At 52.4% G+C, this 13,812-nt stretch carries 2 protein-coding genes; both read left to right on the top strand.

The window, feature by feature from the left end; genetic code table 11:
* A partial coding sequence (locus tag PPL9_RS24870) for a hypothetical protein (protein ID WP_082597104.1) occupies positions 1-3,038 on the top strand: 3,038 nt, incomplete at its 5' end.
* A 32-nt stretch (positions 3,039-3,070) separates the two neighbouring features.
* On the top strand, positions 3,071-13,812 hold a 10,742-nt coding region (locus tag PPL9_RS24865; RefSeq protein WP_057465390.1), incomplete at its 3' end, for a LysM domain-containing protein.

Raw genomic sequence — 13,812 nt, 5'->3', positions numbered from 1 at the left:
GACCGGATCGCGGTGCCATTGTGTTTGATGCCGAGTTCGAGCGTGGCGCCCTTCATGATCAATGGAATCTGGGTTTTCAATGGGTTACGAAAGATGCGGAGACCAAAACCGGCGTCAATGGCCAACGCTTCGCCTTAGGCACAGGCGACAATGGCAGCCGTAATCCTCTGCCTATGACGCTCATTGTGGACGTCACCGACGCGCTGAACATCTATCCGACGCACAATCGAACAGATCCCAACCGCTGCGCCTTCTATTTTCGCGCCGAAGAGGAAAGCGGGCAGGGACCAACCCTGAACAGCTTCTACCGGACCACCTACGGCGCTCCCGTTGTTTTACAGAGTATCACCGCTGACAGCCATGTGAGTGATACACAACCCGCAGGCATTATCCTCACCCCGAGCTACGAGAATGCCTCATCACTTCATAGCTTTATCGCCAGTCCTGTTGGTGATTTCCTCGTCTGCGCACCGCTCGTGCAAGACGATACAAAAGCCCGCTTCATGTGCGGACTGGGCGGCACAGAGTTTCTGGAAGTACCAGGCGTTGCAAAACACGCGCTCTCTGAGGGAGCAGGGCTGCGGTTTGTACCCGATCAGCCTGCCTACGCACCGGTTTTCCCGTTGCCTTTGTCGTCTCCCGTTGGGCGCCCTGCACCCAAAGGAGCACCGCTCAAAGGCAACTACAAAACGTCGTATGTACAGGTGTTCCCGCCAGATAATGCCGCGGAAAAGAGTGAGGCATCCATCACCTATGTAGCGCAGCCCCACGGCAGCGCACTGCACGGCTATGATGATGAAATCTGGCAGGAAAACAAGGAGTTGCTGGGCACGGTCAGTCCTGCCTACACACTGCCGCCAATGGAAGATCAGGCCTTCCCCATGTTCCCCTACGCCGGTACGGATGAGGGCGACCCGAGTTATTCTCAGTGTGATGTCGCCCTGTTTGAAAAAAGCATCATTGCTCCAACCCGCCGCAAGGTGATTGCGTCTCTGACCAATGCTCAATCCAACGCCAGAGAGGCTAAGGCGCAAACAGGAGAGGGGGATGCAACCCTGACCACCCCACTGGGCGTCATCGCCACGCTGCAATCACCCACAGACGCCAGTCGCTGGAAGGAAGTCAAGCTCGCTCAAATCAAAGTACCAACACCTTCCGATTTTGCCTTCAAAGACTTATCCCCCAAGCTCATTGAAGCCTTCCAAACCAATCAGCTGTTTCTGGTCGCCGCAAACCCATCAGAATTAGGTGAAGCAGGCTCAACCTTCCTCAACACGCTGAATATCGAAGACTGGCAAATCGAAGCCGACGTCGGCAATTCACCAGATTTCGGCGACTACGCCAACATATTGATTATTAAAGGAATACGCGGCCCACTCTACGACCCGAAGGGCAGTGAAAAAGACAACCTCATCTCCAATCCGCAAAAATGGACCCAAAAAGAAACCTTCGCCGCTCCAACAACCGAACGCCAAAACACACCAGACAAAGCCCAGCTGGTCAACGTTTCCTCATGGCTTCAGGATTACTTCAAAGCCGCCTATGAGAACCCGGCAACCGAGTACTTCGAAAGCTTCAACCAGACTGCCGCTGATCCCAACTGGACCGGCGTACTTATGCTACGCGCGCGTATCAAATCACCGCCCGAGCAATTGGCTGGGATTGTGGCCGGTGTGCGCGATCCAGCAAAGTTTTATGCCCACCATCTCGCTATCCGCATCAACCAGATTAAAGCAGGGGCAAGTGGTGAGAAAATTGCAATAAAGAAGCAAAGCTCGGTCTATGGCCTGATTTACTACGAAGACAGTGATCTCATTGTGCCAATGGGCGCGACAAGCCCGGAGCCAGTTGTGCCCTCTGCAACGCGCACATATGACTTCATCCTGCTCTCGCTCAAAGTGCTCTTTGAAAACTCGGCGATAAAGAAGTTCTCCTCCTTCGCGCAGCTCTCCATGACCAGGATTTTTGGCAGCGATACGGTCAGTTCAAAGCCCGTTTTACCGGCAGGCCAACCACAGCCCAAAGGCAGCCAGTACAAGTCGCTGATTATGAAAGCGAGCTATCAGGACAACAACAACCACCCGTCCTACACCATGGCCGCAACCCATCCCTATCTGTTCACGGTCGACAACAACATCCTGGAGCAAACAGAGTTCACATCCGCGCGAATGAACACCATCTCCAAACACGAAAAAACGCAGGAAAATCAAACAGAACCACTCATCCGCTTCGCCTTCACCGGCTTCCTCGATTTCGCGATCCTCAGCGCAGGCAAAAACGAGCCGGTTGACTTGTTCTCCTTTGGCAATGAGCCAGACCGGCAAACCAGCCAGAATGGACTGGCCTTTAACGAGCTCGGCCTGCAAATGAGCTTCACACAAACGAATGCCTACGAAAGCCAGAAGATCACTTGGGACAGCGTTCAGCTGACATTCGACAGCAAAAACAGCACGCCTCGTAGCGGTAGCCTTGTTGCCACTATGCCATTGCAATTGAAAGGGTTTGTCAGCTCCGACAGCGCAAACAAGACGCCAGCCTCCATGGGATATTTGGATGTTGTAACCAATGTCCGCCAGCAAGGCCTGGCAGACACATGGAACGGCCTCAAGTTCGAAGTCAGCCTCGGCACCGCCGGAGACCTCGCAGGCAAACTGGGCCTCACCGCTGATTTGCTGCTGGCATGGTCACCAGACTCCACGGGCGAAACCTACAAATCCAAGACTGCCATCCATATGCCGGGCTCCTCCAACGGTGCCTCGCTCATCAGCCTACAGAACGTGCTTTCCATGTCCTACGGCCCGATCCAGCTGCTCTACACGGAAAACCCAAATAGCAAAGAGCCTGATGCCAGCAAGCAATACATGTTTGTTCTCAATGAGATCGCTATCAAGTTTCTGGGGCTGGCCAAGATTCCGCCAAGCGGTGCCACATCGTTCTATCTGTTCTCCGAGCCAGATGAGAGCAGCCAGAGCTCGGCCAAAACCACAGGTCTGGCCTGGTACGCGGTCTACAACAACGAGCCCGCTAACAGCAAATAAATCACTCCTTCAATCAGCACTGGTGCAGCAAGATGAACGAGCACAGTCCAATCGAACCACTCGAGCGCGTAGCTACGCCAGACGAAGAGAGCCTGTCCTCAGAGCTTGCCAATCTGGTGCAAATGTTTGCCTCTGCTGCACAGGATTTGAATGCGACGCTCTCCAGTCACATTCTTGGACGGCTCACGGATTTCCTGCGCGGTAAAAAGCTGCGCTACTTCCTCTCTCAAGACCATAGGTCAGGCAGCGCCGCCAATACCATCAACCTCCTAAAGCGAATGATTTCCCTTGGGTTTCAGGTAGATGTGGACCTGATTTACGACAGTGGCCAAAAAACGCTCCTGCAGGAACTGGCGCAGCTGTTACCCGGCTTTGACCCCACCACCCGCGCATCAATGACGCTGGACGGCGTTACAATCACCTTTCACGCCTATCAGGAAACCACCGTTGGCGAGATAACCCATCGTTCCGTACCAGGTCTGTCTGGCACGATGCCGCTATGCCTATGTGGTGGCGGTAACATTCCCAACATCGACAATACAAGCATCGCGACTGCAGTGAAATGCAGCTACTTTGTCCTGCTACAACCCTATCTCTGGACAGCCGAAACCTGTACGCAGGCTGGAAAGTTCTGTTCCGCCAACTCCTTGGTGGTGCTGCCGGGCCTCAAACAGACCATAAACCTCGATGATCAACTCGTTTTGCAAGGCTCACAGTTTGCTTATCGCAGTTTCAAACAGGACCTGACCACAAAGCTCAACTGGGCGGACCTGAGGAAAATCCCGGAGGTCAACACCAAGGCATTGAGCGCAGCACAGAACATTAGCAATGCCCTTGGAAAATCAGGCCAATCCGGCATCGAGTTCTTTCCGGTTGCGAGCCTGCCAGGCTCATCGACAGACAAAACATCGCTTGTCGGCAATGCAGAAGGGATTGCCTTCGAGCTCATCGCCGCAGCCGCGCTCCTGCAAAAGCAAAAGGGCTTTACTAAAAAGCCGGTTGTCATCGCTATTCTGGATGACCTGAGCAATTCCACATGGCAAACACTTGCGCGATATTTTCCCCAAAAGAACGCGGCGAAGCAGGGCACAAGCACGTCTCGTGATGAGCTGACAAAGAACATCAACGCTTACTGCAAGAACCAGCAAGTGTTCCGAAATACCTCTGGCTCAGGTGCCGGTATTTACCTGAATAAGGACCTGTCAGGCTCTGCTGGGGCTGCTTTCCTCAGCAAACTGAAACCAGGTGCAACGGTTGTCACCACCTTGTCTGATCTGCCGCCAGATGTGGTCGATTATCTGTATGGTTCAGCCACTTTGCCAAGCGTTCTGGAAGGCACTCAAAGCGCCAATCTGGCTGTAAACCTGGGTAAGCCGTTCTTCAAACTCGGCAATTTCACGTCCAACCCTTATCCAAGCACATTTGGAAACGGCAAGGGCAAAGCCGCCAGCAGCATAACACCAACCACCGCAACGCTTTTAGATACCTCCAAAAACCAGATTGCTCTCGGAACATCCGCGTTTCAGGAGGGCTACAAAGCAACCATGCCGCCCAATGAACTGGCGCAAACCATATCGGATATGGTGACCCAGTTTCGCTCAGAAAAGGGCAAGTACTTTGATTACTTTGATGGCCTCAAACAGTATTACGCCGCCCCACAAAACGATAAGCTCATACAAGCGCTCGGGTTTTTAGCTGCCAGATTTGCTCTTGTTTCGGTCGCAAGCGGCGTCTCCGACAGCATTTTCTCTGATCTGCAAACACTGCAAACCTCGCTGACGGACAATACAAAAAATGGGATGCTCGCTCTGATCCCCAATGTGCTGAAAGAGGGACCGTTCCACACCTTCCTGCAAACAGTACTGGGCTCAGGCGGACTGACAATTGGCTCCGCAAAAAGCCCCGTGACGATCAAACCCGTCTACACCTCAAGTAGGCTCAGCAAGATCATCGTGCAGGGAAAGACCTCGGATTTTCTCGGCACAGAACTGGAAGTCACACTTACCGTCTCCAGCACAGGGCGAGCGAGTAAAAACCAAAGCAATTACAAAGTCCAACTCCAAATCTCGCTGGAAAAGCTTGAACTACCAGGTGTCGAATGGTTCGCGCTGGAAGACACAGGTCTGTCCGTCGAGTTCTCCAGCAATGGTGCACGGCTCACAGGCGGTGTGCAAACCTCCATTGAGGTCGGCGATACGCTCATACCATTCCACATGGATTTCCCAAGCTCTGCCAAAAACAAGATGGTGGTGCAGGGCACATTTGCAGAGGAGGCAGCTCCTTCACTGAACTCCATATTCACGCTCATAGGCGGGATGAATTTTGCAAACTCAATACCTTCTGAGTTCGCCGACCTGAATGAGCTGAATGTGGATGGCCTGCGCTTCAACTATGACCAAAAAAACAAGAGGATAGAAAGTTTTCAGGTTTCCCTGAAAGACAGCAAGGAATGGGATCTGTTTGGTGGATTGAACCTGAAGAACCTGAGTTTTGAGATCACCGCTTCCCAGCCAACCGGCAAACGTCAGATAAGCTGGGTGGCCTCCACAGATGCTATGATCGGTTCAAGCAGTAAACCAGCAATTCTCGACCTTTCTGCCACCTATCCGCAAACCACAGTAACCGCAACACTCAGCCCGGATGGGGCAAACCTGCCTGTCTCGGACTTCGTGAATGCACTGCTGCCAAGCGGCTATCATCTTGACGTTGATGCAGATATTGCAAACCTGTCACTGGAGTATTCTCCAGGACAGAAAAAAAACAGCAGCACCTATTCCGTTGAGGCTGGCGTAAATTTGAAAGGCTGGCAAATCACCTTGCCACCTGCAAAGTTCGAGCTCAACGACATCTACATCCAAGTCAAAGGCGTTGGAACCAACTCGGTAGGCTCCATCAAAGCCTCAACAACGCTGTTTGATGGTCTGCCAAATGTTAAGCCCGTCCTGGTTAATGTGACAGCCACATTCGACACGCAAAACCATCTCTGGACATTCCGCGGGGAACAGGACGATACACCCATCAAGATCAACCAGATCATTGATGCCTATTTCGGCAGTAACTGGGCACCGGATGCTATCGATGTAGACCTCTCAGATCTGAATGTAACCTTCTCAACGGGCACTGGAACATCCGCGGCCAGTTATGAGTTTGGGGGAACAGTGAGCCTCAACAAAGACGTGAGGCCAAAATGGCTCCCGGATGTGACCTTCACGGCAAAAATCGGAGATACGGGCGGAAGTGAGCTTCTGTTACCTGGCAGCCAAGTGCGCATTCCGGTGCTTGATGACCGCGAAGAGATTGCCTTCATTGAACCAGCCAAATCATTGACCCGTTATGAAACCGCAAAAGCAAACGGCAAATACGCATTGCTGACAGCTGATGTGCTTTGGGAGAACATCGAGCTCACCGTATTTTATCAGTACGAAAAACCTGCATCTCATTTCGGGATCACATGGGGTCTGTTTTCGGCTGAGGTATTGGCTGATCAATGTGCAACGATCAGGTTTACAGATACCACCACACTTGGTGCCATGGTCGAAACCTTTGTGGAATGGATGACCGGAACAAAGTTTGGGCTCGCCGCGCCATTTGACCTGTTAAATGACGTCAAACTTTCTGATTTTGAACTCAAATGGGACTTTAACACCGGAAGCGTTGAATTTGATGTGAAAATTGGTCCTATCGACCTTTTAATCGCCTCAGTGACCGGCATTTCGCTCACCTATAAAAAGAAATCAGGCGTTTTCGTGCAGCTGAAAGGTGATTTTCCCTGGCTGTCTCATAACGGGCTGGAAGCAAAAAAACAGCCGTCATGGCGAGCTGATCAACCCTCCACAACACCTAGCCCCGGCGGTTCTGGCAACAAGTATCTTGACCTGCGTTTACTCGCCGGCGGGCAGCATGTGGACGTCAAAGGCCTGCAAGACGTCACCACCGTGCAGCAAGCTGTCGATATTCTGGGAGACCTTCACAAACCCTCAGTGAAGAAGGTGCCCGACATCGGCTTTGCTGGTGACATCAACTGGCTGTTTGCAACGGACTTCGGTGTTCTGAGGATCGATTCCAGCAAAGAACTAGGGCAGGAGCATCAAGGCGATCTTGAAAGCACCGGTGCCAAGTACACATTCACCTTGCAAGTGGTTCTGACGGACCCAAGTCTTTACGCACTGCGCATTGCCTGTAATGGAAAAGCGGCTAAGGTCTTCTCCGGTCTGGATTTTCAGGTCATCTATAAAAAGGTCTCACCGGGCCTTGGTAAGTTTTCAGCCTCCATCGAACTGCCAGAAATCATGCGCCGCATTGATGTTGGGGCCGTGACAATCACACTGCCCACATTCGGCATCGAGGTCTACACCAACGGTGACTTCCAGATCGATGTCGGCTTCCCCTGGAACAACAATTTCTCGCATTCCTTCTCAGTTGAGGCCATCGTACCGCCGGGTATTCCGGTAAAAGGCGGAGGAGGGTTCTACTTTGGCAAGTTGCCTGCCGCTTCTGTCAAAGGGCTGCCAGTCTCTACAAAAGGCTTCTTCAACCCCAATCTGGTCTTCGGCTTCGGCGCACAGCTGGGGCTTGGAAAGTCTGTTGATATGGGCATTCTCAAAGCGGGCTTCAGCCTCACCGCCTTCGGGATTTTGCAAGGCATTTTAGCAAAGTGGAATGCCTATGAAGGTCAGCACTCAGGCAGCAGCGATGCTCTGTCACTGCAGGGCGAATATTTCTTCTCCCTCACAGGCACCTTTGGCATCATCGGTAAGCTGTATGGCACCATAGATTTTGCCATTATCAAGGCTTCGGTCAATATCAGGATCGAGGTAAGCGCACAGATCAAGCTTGCCTCATACGAGCCGATCCTCCTCACAATTTCAGCTAAGGTGGATGTCCGCGCCTCTGCGAAGATTGATCTTGGCCTGTTCACCATCAAAGTGAGCTTCAGCTTCTCTGCACACGTTCATACCACCTTCAAACTAGGAGCTCTCCAGGATCCGAGTAAAGCTCCCTGGCTTGATAGTTCGGAAGCCTACGAAGGCTTGCTTGCTGCACCATTAGCGGACCGCCTCGCGCTCTACAGCCGCTTGCCAATGCTGACGGGAGCCTATGAGGCAGCTCCAGTAGAGTTCAACTGGGCAAACCTGCAACCTGCTGCTGATCCCTCTCAAAACCCGCTGGAGATCCATCTGGGCTACGGCTTGACCCTGGCAAAGGATGAGAACTGGTCGTCTTCTGAAGAGGCCCGAGCGCCACAGTTGCCGTGTTACGTCGCCAACCTGTTCATTTCAGCACCCGCACCAGCAACTCCGGAAGATGCGGAGCTTTATGAGAAGGCCGCAGGGCAGCAAACAGACACTGCATTCGAGGCTCTGGCCAAGATGGTAACCCGCTGGCTTGTAGCCGCGACCATGGGTGATGAAACCCCCAGTGCAGACCAGGTCGATAACCACGTAATCAGCGCGATTGAGATCAACGCCATACTGAACAGGCTGGGTGAGTTGGAAGGCTCGTCAGACGCATTGACCCAGCAGGACATCACCACGTTCCTGCAGCAACAGTTCATGCTCGATATTGCTTTGCCGTCTCGTTCAGGAGAGGCGCAAGCAACCTATTTCCCCATGTTGCCATCACTCAGCATCGCGCTGGAACAAGACAGCAAAACATCGCTCTCCTATACTTTTGCAGACTACAATTCCATAACCACCGAGTACCTGGAAGACTTAACAGTTTACTTTAACCAGCTCAGTGTTCAGGTGGAAAAAGAGAGTGGGAAATCCCCCTATGAGATTGATGAAGGTGTCGGTAAAACATCAATAGTATCATATATATATGAAAACTATTTCATGCTGATTATGAAGCAGATGATGCAAAACCTCCTGAGCGGTCTACGCGACTTCAATTATCCGCTCCCAGCTGGAAAAACATCCAGTTGCATTGTGAGTTGGGTCAACAGCCAAGGTGCCTTTTCCGGAGCAGATTTTACCCTCACAGACCTCTTCAAAGCCAACAACAGCCACCCTTTGACAGCAGGCCTCAACGTCACAATTCCGACTGCACCGCTTGTGATCCCTGCAAGCAGCTCCTTCCAAAAATTAGCCAGCAACAACCCCTATAATGCGACTGTCGAAGCCTCTGACCTCATGAGTAAAAACAAGGCAGTCGCAGGCCTTTTGCGCAGTGGTGCTCAGATTGATTACACCGCATCAGATGGAACTCAGAAGAAGCACACAGTCTCTGGTGGGCAAACATTAAATGCAGTCGCATCAGCTCTTGGGATTACAATCGACGAGTTGACCAACAGCAGTGCTGTGCAAGCCCAGCAGGACCTTCTGGTTGTCGGCTCTACGTTGCAGATGCCAGCGTTCACGCAAAAGACAACGGACACAGATACCCTCTCATCCATCGCGCAAAAGTTTGACACTGATGTTGAAGCGCTAGCAATCACCGCAAACGGAGAGCTCACTGATCTGTTTGTGGGCGACACAAGCTCCAATGCGGGATCGGATGCTGGCAGTTTGAGCATCGTGCATCTGCCTCAGTTCCCCGTTGGAGAGCTCATCAAGGAAGTGCAACGCACCGGTGGTATCACCCACTTGTCAGGCATGGCCTCACGCTATTACTTCCATGGTATGCGTCTGCCAACGGATGGCATCACACCACTTGTAGAGGGCATCTGGGTTGAAAAGGATGAGGCTGGAAAGCTCAACCTGCCGAATGAGGCTGGACTGTTCGCTCTGTCCGGTCAGCAGATCGCAATCCCAACGCCGCTGACAAGCAGTCTCTCCTTGCTGCTGAGCAAGCCAAAGGATGCAGATTGGATCACACTTGGAAATGACCAAACCGCCCTGAAATACGAGGTGGATGTACCGTCAGACAATGAGGCGACTGCAAGCAAGGACTATCAACGCATTGAAGCCGTCAATGCTTACGGGAAGACAGAGTACCTGTCTGCCGGACCAGAGGAACTTTCACTCCTTGCAAAGGTTGAGCAGCAACCAAGCGCCTTCCCAATCCCGCACTTCATCAATTGGCAAAGTGCAGAGCCAATCAACGTTCCCACAAACGACCCTCAAAAGCCATCCAACACCCAATATCTGCGTTTGTGGACGCTTTCTGCAGCACTAACGACACTTGGTGCCAACAGCGCACAAAACAACGCAGTTGTGCCTCCTCAGCTCCTTGTTGAGCAGGTGTCGATGGATGCTGCAACTGGAAAGGCCATCAAAACCCCGCTGACGAACTATGGCTGGGCATCAACAATTGAGTTCTCCATCAAGAAACTGCCAGCTCAAACATCGAGCGCTCCAGCGGCGGAAGTCAAAGCGACGCCGGATGCGGCCTTGAAAACAACCTATGAGCTGAATGGGGTGAGTTCAGCTGGCGTCGTAATTCTGGAGCGATTGCTGCAAAGCCTGCCTGAGGATCATAGCTTTGCATCTCTCACGCTCGGTTACAGCAAGGGCTCACAAAGCAACGGTACACATTTTGTGGGTGAGGGCGGCAGCAATGTCACCTTCGGTCTGTCGCAAACCAACCTCTCCACAGTGACCAATCCAAGCGGAGAGCTGTTGTCTGAGGCGGTAAGGGAAAGCCAGAGCCCGACGCTTCTCAACACGCCCATGTCACTGGTCAAACTGCTTTGGGAAGCTGGCATCACCAACTCGGGCGGCTTCTATCTCTATTACACAGCAGATGACGGGCAGACAGGATTGCCGCCGGATATCTTTAACGAAAAAGGAGAGGCGACGCTGTCTCTGGTCATCATCCATGAAGATCAGGAGTACATGCATGCCTACGTCAACGGGCTCGCAACTGCACAGGCAATCGCCGGCTCAGGTACATCATTGACCGCAGCTGCCAAAGGCGAGTTGGTGGAGCACACGACCACTGATGATGATACGCTGGCAAGCATTGCACTGCGCTATCACTCCAACCTCAACTCACTCATCGCCAATACTCTGACTTCTGATCAGGAAACATCAGCGAGCGGCAAAATCCAGCTGATACCGGGCAAAACCATCAGCATCGAGCAGGGTACCTATCGGGTTCCACAAAGCGGTGATGTATCCTTCGCAAGTATCGCCTTGCGCTTTGGGACAAGCGTTGAAGAGCTAAAGCAGGTAAACCCGCGTCTGACTGGCGAAACAGTTCCAGCAGGCGCACCAATACGGTTGCCTGTGATTGAACTGACAATTGGCTCCAAGACTTTGAGCAACGACTTGTCGAGCTGCACATGCCTGTCAGATATTGCGGATTACTTCGGCACAGAGCCCATCGTTGTCGCCAGTGCGAACGCAGAGATGGAGCAACTGCTCGTCATCGGTCAAACACTCACTCTGCGCACGGGCCCGCTAACTGTTCAACCCGGTGAACATCCCGGCGTTCAGGCGCTAAATGCACAACGTGAGCAGGCGCCGGAGATACCCAAGGGTGGAACAGGAGATGACTACGCGACGGCCTTGCTCCTCAATAATTACAGCCTGCTGGCCTATAAGATTCTGGGAAATCAGGACTTCAGACCAAGCAACATGGGCCTGCCCATTGGTGCCTCAGGCAAGTCCACCTCGCCCAATGAGGGAAAGATCCGATATGTTCTGGAAGCATCTGCTGGCGATGCGGAAATGTATCACGGCGTAATATCGTATCTCAGCCTTGTAAAAACCGAAAACGCCTCAGAAGCCACGACACTGAACCCGTACAGTGCCAACGGATTACTCCTGCAAACTCAACTCGGATGGAACGACTATTACGGCAATACGATCCTATCAACACTGGACGAGCCCACAAAGCCCGCAGGAAAGTTGAACAGCAAACCGGTGCTTCAGGGCTACACAGATCAGATTATCCCGCTCTCGCAATGGCCCTCGACCTCTGCAAACTGGACAGTGCAGCCTGAGGGTAGCGCTGAAACGACCCCGGAAAACTTCACGATCCTCATCACCTTCAGCTTTGATAGTGGACCCTTCTTCCCGCAAAAAGGCCAAAATCCGGAGATCGCACAGCAAAGAGCGCACTCAGCACTGGTTATCGTTGAAGATATGCTGGCCCAGTTTAATGACCCCAACGGTTTTGCAATAGAGGCCAACTCGACACTCTCGCTCAACACCTATCAACTCTCAGTACACGAACTTGAACAGCTGGTCGGCTGGTGGCAAGACATCGGGCAATTCCTGATCAGGCAAAGCACCCCGGAAGAATCTGAAACTTCTGAAACAATTCCGCCGCTCTCATTGCCTGTAACAGTGCCAATGAGCAGCCTCAATCAGGAACCAATCATTGAGCTCACAACACAGCTTGTCTTCAAACGAACCCACGGTATAGCGGTCGGTGATTATGCAGCCGATCCATTGACACGATCTGTTGCCAACACCATAGCAATCAGAACATCTGTCAGTGCCCCGAAACCTAAAAAAGGTGACGCAGACTCCGAAAAACCGACGAAGCCAAAGCCAGACATTCTGGCAGAGTTTGCACAATGTGTAGCGCAGACTATCCATGGTCCGGATTTCACGATGATGGTTGCTTCTGGCATCAACCGATATGCGCCATCCGCTGGCGTATCCTCCAATGCAACCTGGGGCGTTCGTGTCGGCACAAAGCAGGGAGATCCAATCTCCTTCCACATCACAGATGAAAGCCAGCCAGAAATATACGCACCGCTTCCGGTCAGTAACACGCTGATCTCCCGCAGTGCCTCGGTTTATCCCTATGCCGGACTGGATGACTTTGACGCAAGCACAGGAAAGTTCACAGGCAGTCCGGTTCAAAGCACCTTCTCGAATGTAGAGATGGACGTTTGGCTGAAACAGTACTTTGAGTTTTTTGACGCGCTGCTGTCTCCAAAATACTTCTCCTCAATCCTGTTCATCGACAAACTCGCAGCCAATAAACCGGAAAGCATCTCCTGCGCTGGTGAGAGCCCTACAGTCGTCAGCGGCTTTATGGAGGCATTGACGGAGCAAAAGAAGAGCCTTGCGCAGATCACGGCACGCATGCTGGCACCCATCTATCAGGATGGCACAAGTACGCGGCTAACCTCCGCACAAGAGACCTTCAAACAAACGCTGCTGGAGGAGCTCTCCAATCTCTACACAACACAGGCTGTCCTCTCGTTCGGGGCGGACATTACCGCCAACATTCCGCTGACAGGCGATGAAGAAACGCCGCAGCTTTACGGCAACATCAACCTGAACAGCGTGGCAGACTGCCCACCGGATGCACAGGAAGATGCGCAGGAGCCAACACCCGTTAAATCTCTTTCAAGCCTTTTCTCGCTCACCTCCGCCAAACTGAAATTGCAAGATGGCGCAGAGCAACCGATCACCTTCCTGCTTCAGGCCTCTGAAAAACTAGGAGAGACAACGGAATGCCTCGCTCTGGACCTGAGCTACAAAGTCACGTCTCTCGAACATCAGATCAGCCCGGTTCAGGGAATAACCGACTACAAAGCCTCAAGCTGGCTCTCTCCGATCCAGGCGGAAGGCACTCCGGTTCTTGAAAAGCCGCTTGGGTCTTTCAAAGTGCCCATCCTGCTGCGCAGTTTCCCGGAAACACCACGCATGGTCTCCCAGGCTGGCTCTGCCTATGACAAGAAGGCTAAGAAACTCTCCCAGATCACCAAATGGAACTACGAATACACTTATGGCCTGAACTTCCATTACCTTCAGGACAAAGCTCATGGGCAAATCCAGTTCAACCTCAAAGACAAACCGCAAGGTGAACTCACCGGTTTCATGGATGCCTTTGCCGAACTCGCGCAGTTCGTCACCATCCAGAACAACCT

Source organism: Pseudovibrio sp. POLY-S9, from assembly GCF_001431305.1.
In the GTDB taxonomy this organism is placed as follows: Bacteria; Pseudomonadota; Alphaproteobacteria; order Rhizobiales; family Stappiaceae; genus Pseudovibrio.
Note: the sequence above shows the minus strand (reverse complement) of the source record. Positions and strands in the feature narration are given on the sequence as shown.